General features: G+C 45.3%; 16 protein-coding genes. 6 read left to right on the top strand and 10 right to left on the bottom strand.

All coding sequences use genetic code 11. The features are described from left to right. Positions 1-49: 49 nt before the first annotated feature. Complete coding sequence (locus tag KHS38_RS19515) at positions 50-796, top strand: SDR family NAD(P)-dependent oxidoreductase (protein WP_213490239.1); 747 nt, start codon at positions 50-52, stop codon at positions 794-796. Here the strand turns inward: KHS38_RS19515 and KHS38_RS19510 are convergent, their stop codons facing one another. Next, positions 797-2,347: a glycoside hydrolase family 10-like protein gene (locus KHS38_RS19510; RefSeq protein WP_213490238.1), complete on the bottom strand. Its 1,551-nt coding sequence runs from the start codon at positions 2,345-2,347 to the stop codon at positions 797-799. Between the two features lie 302 nt (positions 2,348-2,649). Between KHS38_RS19510 and KHS38_RS19505 the strand changes: the two genes are divergently transcribed. Beyond that, a complete protein-coding gene (locus KHS38_RS19505) occupies positions 2,650-3,561 on the top strand; it encodes a DUF8428 domain-containing protein (RefSeq protein WP_213490237.1) in 912 nt (303 codons plus the stop codon). 179 nt (positions 3,562-3,740) lie between these two features. Here the strand turns inward: KHS38_RS19505 and KHS38_RS19500 are convergent, their stop codons facing one another. The 4 genes from KHS38_RS19500 to KHS38_RS19485 all read right to left on the bottom strand — a co-directional run bounded on the left by KHS38_RS19500 (position 3,741) and on the right by KHS38_RS19485 (position 9,614). Then, positions 3,741-7,475 carry a sensor histidine kinase gene (locus KHS38_RS19500; RefSeq protein ID WP_213490236.1) on the bottom strand — a complete coding sequence of 1,245 codons (3,735 nt, stop codon included), beginning with the start codon at positions 7,473-7,475 and terminating at the stop codon, positions 3,741-3,743. Between the two features lie 78 nt (positions 7,476-7,553). Continuing rightward, positions 7,554-8,435, bottom strand: a complete 882-nt coding sequence (gene fabD / locus KHS38_RS19495; RefSeq protein WP_213490235.1) for an ACP S-malonyltransferase — start codon at positions 8,433-8,435, stop codon at positions 7,554-7,556. Positions 8,436-8,549: 114 nt separating this feature from the next. Next, complete coding sequence (folE, locus tag KHS38_RS19490) at positions 8,550-9,188, bottom strand: GTP cyclohydrolase I FolE (RefSeq protein ID WP_213490234.1); 639 nt, start codon at positions 9,186-9,188, stop codon at positions 8,550-8,552. A 9-nt stretch (positions 9,189-9,197) separates the two neighbouring features. Continuing rightward, positions 9,198-9,614, bottom strand: coding sequence for a 6-pyruvoyl trahydropterin synthase family protein (locus tag KHS38_RS19485; protein WP_213490322.1), 417 nt, complete (start codon positions 9,612-9,614; stop codon positions 9,198-9,200). A 63-nt stretch (positions 9,615-9,677) separates the two neighbouring features. On the opposite strand from KHS38_RS19485, the gene mqnB reads away from it, so the two are divergent. Together mqnB and KHS38_RS19475 are read left to right on the top strand one after the other, a co-directional pair. After that, positions 9,678-10,355, top strand: coding sequence for a futalosine hydrolase (mqnB, locus tag KHS38_RS19480; protein WP_213490233.1), 678 nt, complete (start codon positions 9,678-9,680; stop codon positions 10,353-10,355). A 51-nt stretch (positions 10,356-10,406) separates the two neighbouring features. Continuing rightward, a complete protein-coding gene (locus tag KHS38_RS19475; RefSeq protein ID WP_213490232.1) occupies positions 10,407-11,255 on the top strand; it encodes a menaquinone biosynthesis family protein in 849 nt (282 codons plus the stop codon). A 213-nt stretch (positions 11,256-11,468) separates the two neighbouring features. Here the strand turns inward: KHS38_RS19475 and KHS38_RS19470 are convergent, their stop codons facing one another. Continuing rightward, positions 11,469-14,654 carry a S41 family peptidase gene (locus tag KHS38_RS19470; protein ID WP_213490231.1) on the bottom strand — a complete coding sequence of 1,062 codons (3,186 nt, stop codon included), beginning with the start codon at positions 14,652-14,654 and terminating at the stop codon, positions 11,469-11,471. A gap of 46 nt (positions 14,655-14,700) precedes the next feature. Here KHS38_RS19470 and KHS38_RS19465 point away from each other — a divergent pair, with 46 nt between their 5' ends. After that, positions 14,701-15,993 (top strand): glycosyltransferase, encoded by a 1,293-nt coding sequence (locus KHS38_RS19465; protein WP_249665485.1) that lies wholly within the window; start codon positions 14,701-14,703, stop codon positions 15,991-15,993. Further along, complete coding sequence (locus tag KHS38_RS19460) at positions 15,986-16,738, top strand: glycosyltransferase family 2 protein (RefSeq protein WP_213490230.1); 753 nt, start codon at positions 15,986-15,988, stop codon at positions 16,736-16,738. Before KHS38_RS19465 ends, KHS38_RS19460 begins: the two co-directional genes overlap by 8 nt. 40 nt (positions 16,739-16,778) lie before the next feature. Here the strand turns inward: KHS38_RS19460 and KHS38_RS19455 are convergent, their stop codons facing one another. The 4 genes from KHS38_RS19455 to upp all read right to left on the bottom strand — a co-directional run bounded on the left by KHS38_RS19455 (position 16,779) and on the right by upp (position 20,026). Next, positions 16,779-17,633 carry a UDP-2,3-diacylglucosamine diphosphatase gene (locus KHS38_RS19455; RefSeq protein WP_213490229.1) on the bottom strand — a complete coding sequence of 285 codons (855 nt, stop codon included), beginning with the start codon at positions 17,631-17,633 and terminating at the stop codon, positions 16,779-16,781. 271 nt (positions 17,634-17,904) lie between these two features. Next, entirely contained in the window at positions 17,905-18,435 is a 531-nt protein-coding gene (locus KHS38_RS19450; RefSeq protein WP_213490228.1) for a DinB family protein, read from the bottom strand. Positions 18,436-18,502: 67 nt separating this feature from the next. Then, entirely contained in the window at positions 18,503-19,198 is a 696-nt protein-coding gene (locus tag KHS38_RS19445) for a YjjG family noncanonical pyrimidine nucleotidase (RefSeq protein WP_213490227.1), read from the bottom strand. Positions 19,199-19,381: 183 nt separating this feature from the next. Continuing rightward, complete coding sequence (upp, locus tag KHS38_RS19440) at positions 19,382-20,026, bottom strand: uracil phosphoribosyltransferase (RefSeq protein WP_213490226.1); 645 nt, start codon at positions 20,024-20,026, stop codon at positions 19,382-19,384. Positions 20,027-20,207 lie beyond the last annotated feature (181 nt).

Here is a 20,207-nt window from a genome sequence, read left to right as displayed (position 1 = left end):
TTCAGTTTCCGAATACTTATCTTTGCTGAAATAAACTTACAGCAATCAAATGAACACCTATATCATTAGCGGTGCCGGTAGTGGCATTGGCAAAGCTATGGCACAAAAGTTGGCCCAGGCTGGCAGCACCTGTATCTTATTGGGACGTAACAAAGCGAACCTAACTGAAACGCTGAATACATTGCAGGGCAGCGGGCACCAAATTTTGGTTGCTGATATTAAAGAAATAGCCAGCCTGCAGCAAGCAGCAAATCAATTAGGGGATACAGCTGTAAATGGATTGCTGGCCAATTCGGGTATTGGCGGCGAGAACTATTGGGGCGATGCTGACCGTTGGAACGATATCATAGGCACAAACCTTACCGGTACCTATAATTTTATAAATACCTTCTTGCCTAATCTGCGTAAAACGGAGGGCATCAAACAAATTGTTATTACCTCATCAGTACTGGCGCGTTTGGGTGTGGCCAATTATTCGGCCTACTGTGCATCTAAAGCTGGGTTGCTGGGCTTAATGCGCTCGTGGGCTGTGCAATTTGCACCCGAACAAATACTGGTTAACGCCATTTGCCCGGGCTGGGTAGATACCGAAATGTCGCAGGAAGGGCTGCAGGGCATTGCCGACGGCATTGGCATCACCAAAGACGAATTTTTTGAAATAGCCATGCAAAGCGTTCCGCTACGGCGCATGAGCCAGCCCGAAGAAATTGCCGATCTGGTAGCATACCTGCTCAATCAGCGCTCCATGACCGGCCAAACTATTGATATCAACTGCGGCGCAGTGATGAATAGCTAATTACTGGTAATTAAATGTAGTTACTGCCGGTACGCTTTCGTTCTTAAGCCTGTCTATGGCGGTAACTACATACGTATAAATCTTTCCGCGTTCGGCGGTTGGGTCGGTTGCCTCGTTAGCGTTATCGTACTTAATGCTGATGATGTGGCTTGGATCAGAAAGGTTTACTTTTTCGCCGAAATAAAACCGGTATACCACATAGCCATATACAGCTTCGTTATCGGCAGCCAGTAAAGGTGTTTGCCACCTAAGCTGTATGCCACCCTGGTCATGCCGTACCACACCTAACTGGCGTGGTGCATTGGGGGCTACCGAATCCAGCCAAAGCATAACAGGCGGTAGGGCCGGCGTTTTATAATAATTAGTACGCAGCGAATCGGTAAAGCCCAGCGGGTTGCGCCTTAGCGATGCCGAACTGAAATATACACTACCTTGTACACGCGGATTATTTCGCATATATCTGATCTGAGCCGGTAACTGGTTCGGGTTTTTGAATCCCGGCGAGCCCGGTTCGTTAATGCGGTAGGCAGCCTGGCCTATATATAAGTGATGGTTGTATGCATTGTCGCTCCACCAATCGGCCAGCTTTTCGAAAGCTGCAGCGCGGTTGTTAAACGGCCAGTATATTTGCGGGTTAATATAATCTACCCACCCTTCCTTAATCCATTTGCGCGAGTCGGCAAAGTTTTCATAATAGGCGGAACCACCATGGGTTTCAGATCCTTCCGGATCCTGGCTCTCGTTTTTCCAGATACCAAACGGACTGATACCGAATTTCATGTGCGGGCGATACTTGTGTATACTGTCGCCCAGCATGTGTATAAGGCTATCCACGTTGCTGCGGCGCCAATCGCGTATATCGGTAAACTGGCTGCTGCCATACTGCTCATACGTAGCCTGATCATTGATGCGCTGCCCGGCAACGGGGTAGGGGTAAAAGTAATCGTCCATGTGTATACCGTCCACATCATAATTTTTTACCACATCCAGTATTACCTGAACAATATAGGCGCGTACATCTGGTATACCGGGGTTAAACAGCTTCCTGCCGGCGTAAGTGAAGAACCAGTCGGGATGTATGCGGGTAACATGCTGCGGGCTCAGGCTGTTAAAGTTGCCATCCATTGTAGCGCGGTAAGGGTTAAACCAGGCATGCAGTTCCATGCCTCGCTTATGCGCTTCTGTAATAGCAAATTCCAGCGGGTCGTAAAAAGGCTCGGGTGCCTTGCCTTGCTGGCCGGTTAGCCACTTTGACCATGGCTCACGGCTTTTGGCATAAAAGGCATCTGCCGCAGGGCGTACCTGTAACATAATGGCATTAATGCCGGTTTGGCGGTGCTGTTCAAAAATGTTTACCAGTTCCTGCTTTTGCCGGTCGGCGGGGGTGCGGCCGCTGCTGGGCCAGTCTATATTTGTTACTGTTGCTACCCAAACTCCCCTAAATTCGCGCTTTGGAACAGGATTGTTTTGTTTAATGGTATCTATCTGTGCCTGCAGGCGCAAACAGCTTAGCAATATGGTGGCAATCAGCACAAATCTTTTTTTTATCATACAGCGGAACTACTACGTTTAAGGGTTGCAAAGATAAGCAAACCGATGCTTAGCTATGGTTCTATAATGGTTAATTTGGTTTATGGTTTTGGCTTTTTATGAGATTGTATTTATTTTTAGCGCGTCGCGTTGATTAATTTACAGGTTAAAAACGGCTTAAAAGGCAGTTAAAGTATATGCCAGGCCCGATATAAAATAGCTTTGGAACTGTATTGCCGGAATGTTTTTTTACATTCGGCACATCAGTTTTTGATCTTAACGGCGTTATAGTAAGTACCTATTTAAAATTTTAAGATATTCCGATGGAAAATAAATCAGAACCAACATCTAAAAAAAACTCGAACGTAATTTATTTTCTTATTGCCGTAGTTATAGCTTTATTAGGAACCGATGTATACCTGTACATGCAAAAGAAACAGGATACCAAAGTTATATTTCAGCAAGATGATGAAAAGCACCGTCTGCAAACCGAACTGGATAGCCTGGAAGCGCAGATAGAACAGGTAAATGCGGGCAAAGCTAAAATGACAGCCGAAATGCAGTCACGCAATGATTCATTGCAGTCTAAAATAAAAGTATTAAGAAAAGCGCTGGCTAAAGGTCAGCTTACTATAGCAGAGTTAAAAAGCGCACAGGAAGATATCAAGCAACTGCGTTATTTCGTAACCAAGTACACCGCTGATATTGAGGAACTGAAACAGCAAAATGCATCGTTGACTACCGAACGCGATACGCTGAAAAACAACCTGGCTTCCGTATCGCAAAAAGCCACAACGCTGGAACAGCAAAACCAGGAGCTGAATACGAAAGTAAAAGTAGCCTCCGCCCTTAAGATCGGTAACGCCGAGGTGGTAGCTTACAAGGTAAAATCGAGCGGTAAAGAGGTTGATGTAACCAAAGCCGGTTCTGCACAAAAAATTAAAGTTAACTTTAATGTAGCCAGCAATGCTGTTGCCGAAAAAGGTATGCACGACGTTTATGTACGTATTACCGATCCTGCCGGCAACCTGATGATTGCTAGCGATAGCGGCGTGTTCACTGCCGATGGTCAGGAATTGCAGTACACCTACAAAACCGCTATTGATTTTAAAGACGACGGTTCGGTATACACGATTGATTGGGTGAACCCTAACAAATTCGTTAAAGGTGATTACACGGTGATATTATACGCCGATGGTTATACCATGGGTAAAACCACCTTCCACCTGAAATAAGCGATCAAGCACCAATGCATAAAAAAGTCCCGGCCTTTATAAGGTCGGGACTTTTTTATTTGTATAGCGAGGTGGCTTAATGAGTAACTAATGTATAATTGATTGTTAATCGTTACACAGGTACTCTCTTATAGCTAATGAATCGATGTTAAGCGTATCTACTTACAATCATTATTGGCTTACAGGCGCGATACCGGAAAATTCAAGTGGAAGGTAGTACCGTGGCCAATCTCAGTTTCGAACCATACCTTACCGCCTGCATTTTCGATAGAGTTTTTAACAAAGGCCAGGCCCAAACCGGTTCCCGAACTCTTGGTTGTAAAGTTGGGTTCAAATATTTTGGTGCGCAGGTTTTCGGGTATGCCGTTACCGTTATCTTTAATATTGATCAATACCTGATTTGTACTTAGGATGTAAGTCACCTCAATTAAGCCCATCCTATCAGGCGACATTGCCTCAATCGCATTTTTAAGCAAGTTATTAAAGCAGCGCAGTAACTGATCACGGTCGGCTTTGATAAAATAAGGTTGCTCTGGCCGGTTAAAAGCGATTGTGATATTATCCATGTGCTTAAAAATAATGATGGCCTGTCCCAGTGTTTCAAAAACATCCAGTTTTTCCATGCGGGTATCCGGCATTTTGGCGAAGGCCGAAAACTCGGATGCGATGGAAGACAAGCTTTCAATTTGCTCCACAAACGATTTGTTGAAGCGCTCAAACTTCAGGTCAAACTTAGGGTCTTTATCTTTCCACGATTTTTCGAGCAATTGTAAGCCAAGTTTAAGCGGTGTGAGCGGGTTTTTAATTTCATGCGCCACCTGTTTGGCCATTTCGCGCCAGGCGCTTTCCCGTTCGGATTGTGCCAAACGGCTGGCGCTGTTTTCAAGGGCCGCAATCATTTTGTTATACTCGGTTACCAAAGCGCCAATCTCATCATCACGGCGCCATTTAATCGGCTCAATCTTTTTACCATAAACAGTTTTGCTCAGGTTTTGCTGTATAAAGCTCAATGGCGTAGTTATTTGCCGGGCTACAACTACGGCAAACAGCCCTATGGCAATAAATATGAGCGCATAAATGTTTATCAGATCATTCAGGAAAGTGCCGATACGGTCACGATATTCAGCCTCATCCGAAAAGGACGGCAATTGTAGGTAAGCCACCGTAACATTCTTATTATTCCGTATAGGTGCATAAGCCGATTTATAATTGAGTGTACCTACCTTTTCATCATTTACAAAAACAGATTTTTGCAGGCGGCTCAGCATTACATAAGCCTTGGCGTTCATGTACCTTTTAAGAATGCCAAAGCTGTATATTTTAGGCTGGCTCGAAAAAAGCAATCTGCCGCGGCTGTCAAACAAACTCAAATCGGTTGAAAAGTCGGCTGCAATGCTGTTAAATTCAACCTGAGCCTCCTCATCCGGGTCTTGAATGCTGCCCGTAAAGTTGTTTTCCAGTTTGTCGGCAATGCGGGTTACTTTTTCGCTGATAGCTTCGTCCTGCTGGTCCTGATATTGATCTTTGATGGACAGGAAAGTGATAATGCCTACTAAGGCCAGCGTTACAACCACGGCAAAAATCATGGAGAACTGGATCCGCGTTTTATAAAGAATACGATCCAGATCGAGCGCGAAGTTCCACCGGATACTGTTACGTGTTACTTTAACAATAGTTAGCCTTGCCCAAATCCATTTTAAGATAATAAGGCTGGCGCTAAATGCCAGCAACACTACAAAAAAGAAAGTAAGTGAAGCTACACTGTTAAGCAAATTGCTTTCTTGCCGGGTTACCACAATTACCTTGCGCAGGCTTGGCTGATAAATAAGATGGCTATACTTATTCAGACGTTGCCACCAGGGTTTGGATGGGTTGGTTTCCTGCGTGGTTTTAAATACATACTGCTTTAGGTTGCCTTTAAACTCGTTATTAATTACGTTGTAATCGAACTTGCCATTCTGCGTAAGTAAGTGCCCGTCGCTATAAAAGGCATAAGCATAGTCCTTAAACTCGTTCGACAGGCTAAAGCGGTTATCAACCAGTATTTCGGGAAACGAATCGGAAGAATGAAAGGGCTTGGATTTAAGTTCGATGATTAATGTGCCCAAGTTACTTTCGCCTTGATAAACCGGTAAAATGGCGAAGTATTTTTGGAAGCCGAAGCTCTCATTTTCACGGTAAAAGAATTCGGATACTTTAAAGGAACTGTAAATAACCATGTCCTTAAAGTCGTTGAGGGTATAGTCTTTATTCTCAAACAGTGGCTGCCCTTGGCTATTGAACGGATGGATCTTAAATTCGTAGTCAGAAAGGTAGCCATCGAAATAGAATTTCTGCAGCCGGTCTTTCAGGTAGTTAGGAGAGGATTCAGTCCGCGTAAAATAAGAGAGCAGAACCGGATCATGTATAAGCTGGTGTTCAACCGTGCTGAAAGCTTGTTTAATGCCATGCGAATTGCCATTCTCCAGTTCCTTAACCAGCTGCTTGCGCACCTCTCTCTCTTTTTGAGCCTGGAAGCTATTCAGGTTAAGAGAGAATATAAGTGCGCTGGTAAAAATTACGATAACATACGAAATGGCGTTTATTGTTCCGCTTTTATATCGGTCTGCGTAAGCACAGCCCAATACAATGGCTCCCCACAACAAGTAAAATTCGGTAAATTCAAAAACATAGTGAATACCCGTAGCCAGTAAAATAAGGCTAATGAAGATGGCCAATTTAGCTTTACTATTGATAGCAAGCCTCGAATCAATTGCCAGCATAATTTCGGCAAGCAGGTAAAACGCCAAAAAGCTCAAACAAGCCATTAACACACCCAACGCGCTGTATGAGGTGAGGTTCAGTACATTGTTAACATCAAAACTGATATTGGAATCGGCAACCAGCCTTTTAAACAGGTAAAACAATACTGTGGAGCTAAGCACCATAAACAGCACACCACCGATGAAAATGATATAACTAACGGGTTTGCCTAAGTTTCTTTTTACAATTTTATACCGGTGGCTATAGATAAAAGCAACCAGCCAGCACGCCGCCAGCAGGTTCAGCAGCATATCACCCAGCGATGGGAACAGACTGTTAAGGGTGTAGAATGCCGGGTTAAATATCTGCAAGCCCCGGTCAAAGTCCGGAAAATGAAAGTAGATGTTAATAAACCGGATAATGATGATTGATAGGGCCAATGTGCCGAATGCGGCAAGCAATCGTTTTTTATGAGCCAGATAATTGCAAAAGTTATCAATAAGCAGGCAAAGCGCGATGAGCGTAAGTACCCAGCAAACTATTTCGGTTGAAGAAAAAGCGTGGCGTGGTGCATTGCCAGTTGCTTTTACTGAAAAAAGATAACGATTGCTGATATCATGTATATGGTATACATCCTTGTCCGAAAAATCGGCTATATCCAGGTTGGTACCTTGCAAAAGGTCTCTGTCAATATTGTTTTGCAGGTAAGTATTCTGGAACTGGTAGGCGTTTTTAACAGGAATAAATGCAATGGCCGAAAAACTTCCGCGAGTTTTTTTGATGGCCTCGTAATAGCCATTGCTTTGCTTAATGAAAGAGCGGCCTTCTTTAACAACCAAATAGTTATCTGGTAATACTTTGATACCGCTCCAAAAGGCTAACTGGTTATTTTTAAGCGTAATTATCCACAGCCTTTGCTTTTGCGTATAGGTTTCAATAATGTTCAGTGCCGCTCGTTCGTTTTTATCGAGCATTTTAAGCTGCTCAAACTGCGGATCGCTTAATACTTTTCCGGCCAGCGTTTCTTTTTTATGCAGGTTGTTTTCGAGCGTACGGGCAGCGTTTATAAAGCTGTACTTCGGTGTGTTTTTGTAATGTATAATAACCGATGTAAGCAATAAGCTGGCAAACAGCATGGCCAGCAATAAACGTATTTTAGCAAAAGTGGTCAAAGTATTTTCAGATAGATAAATGTAAATATCATAAAAAAATTAAAGCCACATTAGTTTGTGGCTTTAATTTTTTATTTATTACAGGCTTAAACTCGAGGTGTTTGCACTTCGGTCAACCTTCTTGACCAGCCCTTGCAGAACGTTACCCGGACCTACTTCGGTAAACGATGTAGCGCCATCCTGAAGCATATTGGTTACGGTTTGTGTCCAGCGTACGGCACCGGTTAACTGTGCTATCAGGTTTTGTTTAATTCCTTCGGCAGCGGTATGCGGCTTGGCATCTATGTTTTGGTAAATCGGGCAAACGGGGCTTTGGATATTGGTATTTACAATAGCCTGCTCCAGCTCAACACGGGCCGATTCCATTAATGGAGAGTGAAATGCACCGCCTACGTTCAGTACTAACGCACGTTTAGCACCGGCCGCTTTCAGTTTTTCACAAGCCTCTTCAATACCGGCTATGGTGCCTGATATTACAAGCTGGCCAGGGCAGTTATAATTGGCCGCCACTACTACCTCGCTTACCTGCTGGCAAACTTCTTCTACCACGGCATCATCCAAACCTAAAACAGCGGCCATGGTTGATGGCTGTAGCTCACAGGCTTTTTGCATGGCATTGGCACGGGCCGCAACCAGGCGCAGGCCATCTTCAAATGATAATGCACCTGCAGCTACCAGGGCCGAAAACTCGCCCAGGGAATGACCGGCAACCATTTCAGGCTGAAAGCTTTCGCCGGCAACTTTGGCTAAAATAACCGAATGCAAAAATATAGCCGGCTGAGTTACATTAGTTTGTTTCAGATCCTCATCGGTACCGTTAAACATGATATCGGTAATGCGGAAGCCTAAAATTTCGTTGGCTTGTTCAAATAACTGGCGGGCTTGTTCGTGCTGGTCATACAAATCTTTGCCCATGCCCACAAACTGGGCGCCCTGTCCCGGAAAAATATATGCTTTCAATTTAGTTATTAGTTGATTGAGTTATTGATTATTAATTTTTAGGAATGTCAGACGCTTGTATATTATAAATCTTAGCAAGACAATTCTATCCATTCTATAATTCTGATTCAGAATTTACGACAGCTTGGAGCGGATCAGGTCCAGAAACTCGGTGCGGGTTCCCTGCTTGAAAAACTCACCGCTAAAGGCTGAGGTAGTTGTTACCGAGTTTTGCTTTTGCACACCACGCATGCTCATGCATAAGTGGCGGCACTCAATTACCACACCTACACCCAAAGGCTGCAGCGTATCCTGTATACAATCACGTATCTCGTTGGTTAAACGTTCCTGTACCTGCAAACGGCGCGAAAACACATCTACAATACGGGGTATTTTGCTTAAACCCACTACATAACCGTTAGGGATATAAGCCACATGGGCCTTGCCAAAAAACGGCAGCATATGGTGCTCACACATGGAGTAAACTTCAATATCCTTTACAATTACCATTTGGCTGTAGTCTTCCTTAAACATGGCCGAGGTCAGGATATCCTTAGCATTCAGGTCATAGCCGTGGGTAAGGTACAGCATGGCTTTGGCCATACGCTCAGGCGTTTTTACCAAACCTTCGCGCTCCGGGTCTTCGCCAATATTTTTCAACACCTCGCGGTAATGGCCAGACAGGTTTTCAATCAAGTCCGTGTTGTAACGGTCAATCTTCTGGTAGCCGTCAATACCTTCGTCGCGGTCAGGAATATTTTCGTCGTTAATCATGATTGCTGGTTAGTTGCCAAAATACTCGGCAGAGTTGTTTTCGGTTTCGAATAGTTTTACGGAGTGTAAAAATACACCCTCATAAGCTTCAATAGGGCCTTTTAGCTGGTTGAAAATCTCGATACATAAAATCTCGGTCGATGCCATTTTACCTTCCATAAAATCAACATCCTTATTCAGGTTCTTATGATCCAGCTTTTCAATCACATACTCATTAATGATCTCTTTAAGCTCTTTTAAATCAATAAGGTAACCGGTGGCGTGCGTAATTTCGCCTTTAACGGTAACAAACAGATTATAATTATGCCCATGCCAGTTGGGGTTGGCGCATTTACCAAATACTTCTTCGTTCTTCTCAGCGCTCCACTCCTCGCGGTACATCCGGTGTGCGGCATTAAAATGCTCTCTGCGCGTAATGTGTATCATCATAACAAATATTGGTGCAAATATACAAAACAAAAACAGGCGAGTTGTTTTATCTTAGTTGCTATGAATATATTAGTAGTTGCGGCCACCCGTTCGGAAATTGAGCCGTTGCTTAATGTTGTGGATTGTGAGTTGTCAGTTGCAGGTAATCATCAAAGTAATTCTCTCACAACGCACAACACACAACTCACAACCCTAGTTACCGGCGTAGGTATGGTTGCTACAGCTTATGCGCTGGGCGTTCATCTAGCTACCCACAGTTACGATTTGGCGCTCAATTTAGGTATAGCCGGCAGCTTTGACCGCCATATAGCTTTAGGTGATGTAGTTGAAGTAACCGAAGACACTTTTGGTGAACTGGGTGCCGAAGACGATGAACTGTTTTTACCCATTGAAACTTTAGGCTTTGGCGAGAGTAAGTACCATGCTTCGGCTGCGTTGAATGATTTTTATGCAGATTCCGATATAAAACAGGTATCAGGCATAACAGTAAATACCGTACATGGTAATGCATATAACATAGAAAAGCTGACCAGCCGTTTACCCGTTCAGGTTGAAAGCATGGAAGGCGCTGCCTTTTTTTATGCCTGTAAGCAGGCGGGTGTACCTGCGTTGCAAATCAGGGCAGTGTCAAATTACGTAGAAAAGCGCAACCGCGACGCTTGGAAGATAGGGCCGGCTATAAAAAATCTGAATAGCTTTGCGGAGAATTTGTTGTCAGTTGTGGGTTGTAAGTTGTGAGATTTCAGCTAATACCGACAACTGACAACCTACAACACACAACTACAAAATATGAAACTTACCCTTGGCTTTTCGCCCTGTCCTAACGACACATTTATATTTGACGCACTGATACATCATAAAATTGATACCGAAGGTTTGGAGTTTGAGGTATTTTATGATGATGTGGAAACCCTTAACCAAAAGGCTTTTCGCAACGAACTGGATATTACCAAGCTAAGCTACCATGCTTTTGCTTATGTGGCTAACCATTACATATTGCTGGATGCCGGCAGCGCGCTGGGTTTTGGTGTTGGCCCTATGCTGATTTGCAAAGGCAATGAGGAAGAGCTGCACTCACAACTTACAACCGGCAACTCGCAACTCAAAATAGGCATTCCAGGTAAATATACTACAGCCAACTTTTTGTTAAGTCTGGCTTTTCCTCAAGCTACCAATAAGCAAGAGATCGTTTTTTCGGAAATCGAAAACTCAATTTTGGAAGACAAGATAGATGTTGGCTTAATCATCCATGAAAACCGATTTACCTATCAGGATAAGGGTCTGAAAAAAATTATAGACCTGGGCGATTATTGGGAAAAGCAGACCGGCTGTGCCATACCGCTGGGCGGGATTGTGGCCAACCGCCGCCTGCCCGAAGAGGTGCAACACAAAGTAAACCGCGTACTGCGTCGTTCGGTGGAGTATGCCTTTGCCAACCCTAAATCGGGCCTGGATTTTATCCGATCGCACGCACAGGAAATGAGCGAAGAAGTGATGTACAAGCACATTGAGCTTTATGTAAACCAATACTCGCTTGATTTAGGCACTGAAGGCAAAAAAGCTATTCAATTGATGTTTGATACGGCTAAAGAAAAAAATATTATTCCTGAAATCAAGGAGTCGTTGTTTTTGAATTAAGACCCATAGCCCCACCCAAACCCTCACCGGGAGGGTTTTTAAATAGGGAGAAAATAAAAGATAACCTTGTCATGGCGAGGAGCGATAGCGACGTGGCCATCTCCTTACTTGCTTAAGTAAGCGAGGAGATGGCCACGCTATCGCTCGCCATGACAAGGTTTCAAAATAAGAAAGTCTCCCCCTACCGGGGGGAGATTTAGAGGGGGGCCTGGGCTACTTCAACTCTTTCATAATTTCTTCAATAGCCCTATCCAGTTGCGGGTCGGTGCCATTGAGCCGATCAACAAAGGTAGTTTTGATGTAGATGTCGGGTTTTACACCTTCTTTCTCCAAATCCTTGCCATCCAGCGTAAAACAACCCCATGATGGCAGGCGTACGCTCGAACCGTCTACTAAACCTTTGGCGCTGGTAAATATAATCCAGCGGTAAGTTTCGGTACCGATGATCTTACCCAGTTTCAGGGCCTTAAACCCAGCTGCTGTCATTTCGGCATCGCTCAGGCTCTGCTCGTTGATGAGCAGTACAATCGGCTTGGCGGCAGGGGCAAAGTTGGGTTGCACGGTACGTTGGCCGTTGCGGTACTGCCACTGCAAATACGGCCGTTGCGACAGAAAATTCAGCACCGCATCGTGTACATTGCCGCCGGTGTTGTAGCGCAAATCCAGTATAAGTGCATCCTTTTTGTAGGCATCATCTACCATATCTTCCAAAAAGTGTTGCAGGGATGAGCCGCCCATGTCTTTCATCTGCGTGTAGGCAATGCGGTTGTGGCTTTTTTGCGTAACCACCTTGCGGTTATGGTCAACCCACTCATCGTACAGGTTGGCCTTGAGGTCGCCTGCACTCTGCGGGTGTATTTTGGTCGTAAAGGTTTTGCCGCTACGCTCAAACGTGAGTTCCAGCTCAGGGCTAAGTGAGGGTTGCGTAAAATAGAAGTTGCGATTCTGGCTTTCATTAACCGCTACGCCATTTACGGCTTTCAGGCGGTCGCCGGGCTGTACGTCAATGCTTTTGTAATCGGCATTGCTGCGTTTTGCCACTTCGGCTACTACGTAGGGCTGTTCGTTGTTAAACACAATACCCGTTTCCATGGTGCGGTAGTGTAGGTTGGTGCGCTCCTCGGGGCCAGTGGTGCCAAAGCCCATGTGCGATGAGTTGAGCTCGCCCAGCATATCATTCAGCATTACGCGCAGGTCGGCCCGGTTGGTGATGTACGGTAAAAAGGTTTGGTAATGGTCGTGTGTTTTTTTCCAGTCTACACCGTGAAACTGCGGGTCGTAGTAGTTTTCCTCCAAATCGGCCCAGGCTTCGTCAAACATCTGCTTAAACTCGCCATCCAAATTACGATTAAAGGTATAACTCAGGTCTAACTCATCTACCCGGTTTTGGTCGAGGCTTAGTTTATATACATTGCCATTAGCAATAAGATAATAACGGTCGCCACTCGGGACAATTTCAAAACTCCATCCATTGGCCCCGACTACTTTTTCGGTTTTGTTGTTCTCGAACGGCTCAATGGTGGTGCGGTAAACGCCCGGCCGGCCCTCGGCCTGGTCGGATATATAATACACCATCGTTTTGCTGCCTTTTTGAATTACATAAGGGTTACCCTGCCGTCCAAACTCCGGACTAATACGCTCCAGCCTGTTCATTACCTCTACCGTATCTATACTGATATTGGCCGGTGCTTTGGGCACGGGCTGCGTTGATGTATGTTTGGGTGCGTTCTCCGGCTTTTTGCTTTTGTTAATATTGGTAGGCACCTCGCTTTTCTTCTCCTCGCTAAACAGATCACGAAACTTATTCAGCTTAAAATCCTCATCCGTTCTTTGCAGGGGCAAGCGGTAAATATGCGTATTATTGGCACCCGTCGGGTACTGCGCCTGCGTACGCGAGGAGGCAAAGTACAAATCCTTACCATCGGGCGACCAGAACGGGTCTGACTCGGTAACGCCGGTTTGGGTGAGGTTGAAGTTTTTACCGGTATTTACGTTATATACAAAAATGTCCAGCTCAAAATTGCGGCGGGCAGTGTAAGCCACATACTCGCCGTTTGGCGAAAAGTAGGGCTTGGAATTTTGGAAGCCCCAAAGCTCATCTTTCGCAATGGTTTTGCTGGCTAATGTTTTTAGGTCGATAATGCGAACCTCATCGCGGCCGCTCAAATATACGCCCTGGGTATGCGCTTTATTTACCGTAAGCTGGCGGTTACTGCGTTTTTCGCTGGTAATCTGTTTGGGTTTACCCGTGCCATCGGCAGGCAGGGTGTACCAGTTTACGTACCCTTCTAAAGTTTGACTAAAAATAAGCGTCCGGTTATCAGGCAGCCATTTAACCTCGGTTACCCGTTCGCTGTTGCCGCGCGATAATTGCTGAATGAATTTGCCTTCAATATCACTCACAAAAATTTCGCCGCGCGATATAAAGGCAATCTTCTTTCCATCAACCGAGGCATCCATAGCTTCAATTCGTCCGTCTATATCAAACTCCTGGTCCTTAGCCAGCACATTATTGCGGTACAGGTTAAGGTTAAGTTTGCGGCTTTGCTTAGTGGCTACATCATAAACATAAAGCTGATAGTCTTTCTCGAACACCACCCGGTTACCAATCGCGCTTACAAATGGGCGTTTAATAGAAGAAGTGAAGCTGGTTAAAGCTGTTTTTTGCCCGTTGGTCAGCGTATACAAATTGTATTCGCCATTGGTCTCGTCAGACACGAAATAGATATTGCCCTGGCTATCCAGCGTGGTCCAGAAATCCTTACCTATCCAGTTGGTGTATTGCTTGTAGGCTTTGGTTTTGGGGTTGTACGATTGGATGTCGGGATTATAGTCGCCTTTATAATGCTTGCGCTGGGCAAAGTTATAGCTCTCCCAGGTGTTGCTGAAAAACAGCTCACCGGTTTGCGGGTGCGGCACCACGCCGTGTATGGTGTTAAAATAGTGGTTAAACAACCGTACAGGCGTGCCGCCGGTGCGGTTTACGCTATAAGCGCCAAACATATTGTAACGGCCCGAGGTGAAGTAGATGGTTTTAGAATCCCAGCTCCAGGAATCTACCTCGTCATTAGCTTCGTGGTAGGTTAATTGCTTTACCTCGCCGCCGGCCATCGGCATGATATATACATCGTTGTTGCCATACTGGCTTGACGAAAAGGCCAGCCACTGCCCGTCTGGCGATACCCTTGGGTTGGTTTCGATGCCCTGCATGGCGGTTAAGCGCATGGCAGCAGGACTGTTTACGTCGGCTTTCCACAAATCGCCTTCATAACTGAAAATTACCGTATTACCATCGGGTGTAAGGGTAGGGTAAGAGGTAAAGTAAGTTCCGGGGCTTTGCGCCCGGGCAAAAGGTGCGGCGGATAGTGCCGCAAAAAACAACAAGTATAGTTTTTTCATGTTATGGGTTTAGTCAATTCTGTTTGGATAAGTGTATTTTTGAACCATGCTGAAAGTAGTGCATTTGAATACCTATGATGGCAACGGCGGAGCGGGAAGGGCCTGCCTGCGGCTTAACAAGGCATTGCTTGCCGAAAATATTAATTCTAAGGTGATTGTGCACTATAAGTTCGGTAAAAATCCGGCTATAGAAACCTTTAATAACACCGTGCTGCAAAAGGCTTATGCGGCTGCTACTATTGTGATTGAACGTATACTGGCCAAGCGGTTGTTAAAGCCGCTTAAGCGCACGCCTTTTTCTTTCACGTGGTTTGGGCGTTCGGTGGTTAACCATCCTGATGTGCAGGCGGCTGATGTGATTCATCTGCATTGGGTCAATCACAGCTTTTTGAACCCCTCGCACCTGGGCGAGCTGGCTCAACTGAACAAGCCTATTGTTTGGACATTTCATGACAGTAATGCCTTTACCGGCGGCTGCCATGTGCGTTATACGTGCGATCATTACCAGCGACAATGCGGCCACTGCCCTTTGCTTAAAAAGCCAGATGCCGAAGATGCTTCTAACCAGATATGGAAGCAGAAAAATGATGCTTATCAGCAATTGAAGTTTACCGTAGTGGCACCCAGTAGCTGGATGCTGAATTCTGTTTTGCTAAGCAGTTTGATGAAAGACAAGCCGGTACTGCAGATACCCAATACTTTGGAAACAGAAGTGTTTAAACCGCAGCCTAAAACAGAAGCTAAAAAGGCTTTAGGCTTACCTGAAGATAAATTCATCTTTTTAACTGGCTTCATGCCATCGCGCAAGGATTTGCATAAAGGTACCAGCTACTTAATGGAAAGTCTGGATTTGTTGAAGGAGCGCCTGGGTACCAATGCAGCCAATGTAGAATTAGTAGTATTCGGTAACCGCGACGCCAAAAATGTGCCCGATTTTCCTTTTAAAACCACCTTTTTAGGTACCATAAATAATGACGAGATGCTGGCCCGCTGCTACGCGGCGGCCGATGCTTTTCTGATCCCCTCGTTAGAAGATAATTTGCCTTATACGGTGATGGAAAGCCTGGCCTGCGGTACGCCTGTAGTAGCTTTTACTACCGGGGGGATACCCGACATGGTAAAGCACGAGCAGAATGGCTACCTGGCCGAATATAAATCAGCCAAAAGTTTTACCGATGGTATGGAGTGGATACTGAATCACCCTAACCAACCCGAAGTGCAGACCCAAGCCCGCGAAACGGTGATGACGCATTTTGCTGAACAGCGCATTGCCCAGCAGCATTTGCAGGTTTACCGCCAGTTGTTGGACAAGGCAACAGAGGGAGGTGCCGGTGTTTAACCCCAAACTGAGCGTAATTACCATTGTATATAACAACGTGCGTGATATGGAGCGTACCATGTTGTCGGTTATCAATCAAACTTATAGCAATATTGAATATATTGTAGTAGATGGCGCATCTACTGATGGCACGCTGGAGGTGATCCGTAAGTATGAGAGCAAGGTTGCAAAGCTGGTCAGCGAAAAAGATAAAGGTATTTATGATGCTATGAACAAAGGTTTGGCCATGGCCACCGGCGATTATGTGCTGTTCATGAATTCCGGCGATGAAATTTATGCGCCCGATACCGTTGCCCGCGTGTTTGCTGCCGATGATGATGCCGATATCTACTACGGTGAAACCGAGATGATAGATGATGCCGGCAACAGCTTAGGCCGCCGCCGCCACAAAGCACCCCGGCAATTTACCTGGCGCGGATTTAAGTTTGGTATGAGTATTAGCCATCAGGCTATTTACGTGCGGCGTTCGCTGGCGCAGCCCTATAATCTGCAATATCAACTCAGTGCGGATATTGACTGGGTAATTACCGCCGCTAAAAAGGCCCGTAAAATTGTGAATGTAAATCAGTATGTGGGCAAATACCTGGTAGGGGGTATGTCGAAAAAGAAACACCGGCAAAGTTTACTGGAACGGTTTGATATTATGAAACGGCATTACGGCTTAGTGCCAACCTTATTCAATCACGGCATAATTGCATTTAATTTAGGCTGGTACTGGCTGCTGCACCGCCGTACCAATGATTAAGCCGGGCATGTAATGTTTTATTCTTAGTTCTTGGCTCTGATTACTCGCCGATCTTGAATCGTTCCAACAAATTTTTCACGTCCAGTTTGGCGTTCAGGTCTTCGGTGTCGTTGTGGTCTTCTTCGTCGGATTCAACGGCGGCAAAGTCTTCGGGTCGGTATTTAAATATGGTCCAGTTGCCGTTCGCGTATTCCAGGGCGGTGAGGCTCTCTACCCAGTCGCCCGAGTTGAGGTACAGTACGGAGCCTTGCTGCTCGGTTGATTGGATTTCCCGGATCTCGGCATGATGGATGTGCCCGCATACCACGTAATCATACTTTTTATCTATGGCCAGGTCGGCAGCCGTTTGCTCAAAATGGTTGATGAACTTAACGGCTTCTTTTACCCTGCCCTTTATTTTTTGCGAAAAGCTCATCTTTTGGCGGCCCATCGCCGTAAGGCACCAGTTTACCAGGCTGTTAATTACAATGAGGGTGTCATAGCCAACTGCGCCCAGCTTGGCCAGCCATTTGGAGTGCTGCATGGTTACGTCGAACACGTCGCCATGAAAAATCCAGGCTTTTTTACCGTCAATCTCTAATAATAACTTGTTGAGTAGCTGAAACTTGCCCAAGTTAAAATCGGCAAACTTGCGCAGCATTTCATCGTGGTTACCGGTAAGGTAATAAACCGGTATGCCATCGGTTACAAATTTGAGGATACGGCGCACTACTTTCATGTGCGATTCGGGCCAGTACGATTTACTGAACTGCCAGATATCGATAATATCGCCGTTAAGAATAACAATTTTGGGGCGAATGCTTTTTAAGTATCGCAGCAGTTCGGCGGCGTGGCAGCCATACGTGCCCAGGTGCACGTCCGAAATTACAACGATGTCAATATCACGCTTTGCCATTTACCAGCTTATAAACAATAAGGGTGTTATTACAAGCCTTTGGCTTGTTCAAAATAAATACAAAGCTTGGTGATGAATAAATCTTCGGAGATCAATCATCATCCTCGTCTTCCAGCACACTCAACTCATACGGGCTAACGTAAAAGGCCCACAGCAGCAAAAGCAATGCAGTAACGATCAGGTATGGGAACTCGATATTCATTTTAATAACTGGATAAAAGTCGCGGTTAAAAATTATTTTAACGTTAAGACTGCATTAAATATCAAATAGTTACTGTTGTGGAAAACTTTTTTCTATCCTGTCCAGCTGCTTTAAATGGTGTACGGTATGCATGCGTATAAACTTAAGCCATTGCACGGCGTTGAGCATGCCCAAACCGGGGTGGTTAACCTTATAATCGGCCGATGCTTTGCAAATTTGTGGTGCCAGCTCGTCTACCCGTTTGCGTAAACGAACAATCAGGTTGCGGGCTTCTTCTTTGGATATCTTTTTGGCTAAAGCTGCGGCCTGAGGCGGCGCTTGATGCCTGCCTGGTGTAATTTGCCCCAGCAGAAAAACCAGTCGGCCTTTCCAGTTCAACCCTTTGTCGGTACTGGTTGCTGTTTTATTGCAACATTTTTCGGCCGCTATGGACGAGCCCAGGTTGGCCTGTAAAATATGTGAATACACCTCCGCGTAAGACCACCCGCCGCCCGGTGGCGTTTCGGTGAACCGCTCTTCGGATATATTTTCCAGCCGTTCGCGGTAAATATCCAGCGCGGCATTGATGGCCTTGTGCTCGGCGGCTATTCTTTTTTCCATTCTTTTATTTCAAAGCCTGTAACTATTAAATATTGATTAGAACTCAATTATCCGGCTATTTATTATGTTATAGTATCCGGGTTAACTCATCCAAACTGTGTATCTGCACCGGCACATCATCCGGCTTAGTGAGATTCAGCGGATTAAAGTAGATGGCGTCCATACCAAAGTTTAAGGCACCATATATATCGGCTTCCAGGCTGTCGCCTATCATCAGGCTTTCCTCCTTTACAGCTCCGGCCAGTTCCAGCGCATGCTTAAAAATATTGGGATGTGGTTTATTTACGCCCACCTCTTCCGATATAATGATGTTATCAAAATATTTAGCCAAGTCGGTACCGGCAATTTTGGTTTTGGTTGACTCCTGAAAGCCGTTTGAGATGAGGTGCAAGGTGTATTTAGCCTGCAGGTAGCTCAACGTTTCGTGTGCGTGCGGAAAAAGATTGGTTTTGGTAGGGCATAGCTGTACATAGGCATCCTCAAACCCCGCAGGTATCGCTTCGGGCTGCATACCCAGATCGGTAAAGGTTTTATTGAAACGCAGGTGACGTAGGGTGTCCTTTGTGATTTTACCTAAATGATACTCGGCCCAAAGCTGGTGATTGTTGCGCGTGTAGGTTTCAATAAAGGCAACGGCCGATGCTACGCCTAAAGCCTGCAGGTTATGCAGTTCGTATAATTCGTGTAGGGCCTCCTCTGCATTTTTATCAAAATCCCAAATGGTATGATCCAGGTCAAAGAAGAGGTGTGTGTATTTTTTCATGTTCTGGCGTTGTACTGTCGGTCGGCAAAATTGGTAAATATGTTGGTGATATCGCAAAATTTACCCGCAACAAATTGCAGCTGTCATCCCCACCGATAGTGAGAGGTCTTAAACGGGCAATTACCGCATGACATATAAGATTTTCGTTGTCACTCTAAATGCATGGCAGAGAGCCGAAATATCTTATAGCTTTTCACCGAACGATAAGTCGCCCGCATCGCCCAGGCCGGGTACAATGTACGATTTGGTGGTCATCTCTTCGTCAACCGCGCCAATCCATAAATTGGCCATGGGCAAATGGGCGCGTACATGCTCCACACCTTCTGTACTTGCAATTATAGAAGCAATGTGCAATGCTTTGATCTTGTATTGTCCCATCAGTTCTTTGCAAACTTCTACAATGCTCTGCCCGGTGGCCAGCATGGTATCGCACAAAATAAAAGTTTTGTCATCTAAACTTGGCGACGATATATGCTCAATCTGGATCACAAAGTTGCCGCTCTTGTGCACTTTACGGTAAGCCGTAATAAAGGCCGATGCCGATTGGTCAAAAATGTTCATGAACCCTTGATGCATAGGCAAACCGGCGCGGAGTATCGTACCCAAAACAGGTTGCTCTGCCGGTACATTTAACGGTGCGGTACCCAGCGGTGTTTGCACCTCAACCGGTTGATAAGTCAGACTTTTGCTCACCTCGTAAGCCAGTATTTCGCCAATGCGTTCCTGGTTGCGCCTAAAGCGCATACGGTCCTGCTGCAAGTCGGCATCGCGCATCTCAGCCAAAAACTGGTTACAAATGGTGTTGGTTTCGTTTAAAATAAAAAGCATGCTTCCCCCCCGGTCCCCATAATGGGGAGTTATGTTGATATGTTAAATATAACGCTATTCTTAATAAAGAAACTATTTAGGAGGGATAAACGTTTGGTATATTTGATATTGCTAAAATGATTAGCTTAAAATTCGGTGTAATTCCGTATCTTTAATCAAATACTTTACTTCCCTTTATGGG

Source organism: Mucilaginibacter sp. Bleaf8 (assembly GCF_018390515.1).
Taxonomy (GTDB): domain Bacteria; phylum Bacteroidota; class Bacteroidia; order Sphingobacteriales; family Sphingobacteriaceae; genus Mucilaginibacter.
Note: the sequence above shows the minus strand (reverse complement) of the source record. Positions and strands in the feature narration are given on the sequence as shown.